This is a genomic window from Mesorhizobium sp. M7D.F.Ca.US.004.03.1.1 (genome assembly GCF_003998635.1).
Taxonomy (GTDB): domain Bacteria; phylum Pseudomonadota; class Alphaproteobacteria; order Rhizobiales; family Rhizobiaceae; genus Mesorhizobium; species Mesorhizobium loti.
In genome coordinates this window covers 1-799 of the sequence record NZ_RZQG01001526.1, presented here as the reverse complement: position 1 = coordinate 799, position 799 = coordinate 1, and the positions used below count along the sequence as shown (strand labels likewise).

General features: G+C 63.8%; 2 protein-coding genes. One reads left to right on the top strand and one right to left on the bottom strand.

What is annotated here, in order from left to right; all coding sequences use genetic code 11:
* Positions 1–309 (top strand): CHAT domain-containing protein (locus EN935_RS38430; protein ID WP_164771846.1); only part of this gene is annotated, 309 nt, incomplete at its 5' end.
* Between the two features lie 37 nt (positions 310–346).
* Here the strand turns inward: EN935_RS38430 and EN935_RS38425 are convergent.
* Positions 347–799: glutathione S-transferase C-terminal domain-containing protein (locus EN935_RS38425; protein WP_206534703.1), on the bottom strand; the 453-nt coding region annotated here is incomplete at its 5' end.

Here is a 799-nt window from a genome sequence, read left to right as displayed (position 1 = left end):
CTATCAGGCCTCGATCTCATTGTCCTGTCCGCTTGCGAGACGGCCCGTGGCCAGGAGACATTCGTCGGTGGTTTGCGCGGCCTGCCGACAGCGATCAACATTGCCGGTGCGAAGCGATCGCTGCTGACGCTATGGCCGGTGGATGATGCGGGAACCGCCGCCTTTATGGTCAGCTTCTACGACCATCTGGCCGCCGGGCAGACCTATCCGGAAGCGCTGCGCCAGGCCCGTCGCGATGCCCGCGACGGCAAGATATCTGGCGCGCAGGACCCGCGGGTCTGGGCCGCCTTCGTCCTGTTCGAGAACTGACGGCTGCGAGCAAACAACTTGCTCGTGATCGATCCGTTCAGGCGGATAGGGCTTGTACAAGCGGTTTGACGGGATCGCTTCGGCCAATGAGGCTCGAAAGGTATGATCCCTTCGCTCGCAGGAAGGCATGCAGGCCTTGCGGATAGTCAGGCGCCACGGCGTGCTTGATCGACGGGCGTTCACTCAACGCCTTGCGCCAGGCCCGGACGAGCGGTTTGCCGTCCAGGATGCCGAAATCACCCATCCGGTCGAAGGCGTCCAGATAGCGGAAGACCGGACCGTAAACGGCGTCGACCAGCGAAAAGTGCTCGCCGGCGAACCAGGGTCCGCCAGTCTCGTCAGCCAGTTCGGCTTCGAGACGATCGAACATGGCAGACAGAGCGCTAGATTCGGCCAGGAAGCCGGCCTCGGCCGACGCTGAATAGAACCGGCCGATGGCGTTGAGGGTAGCCGAGCCGAACTCGATCCAGGCACGATGCCGGGCGCGGGC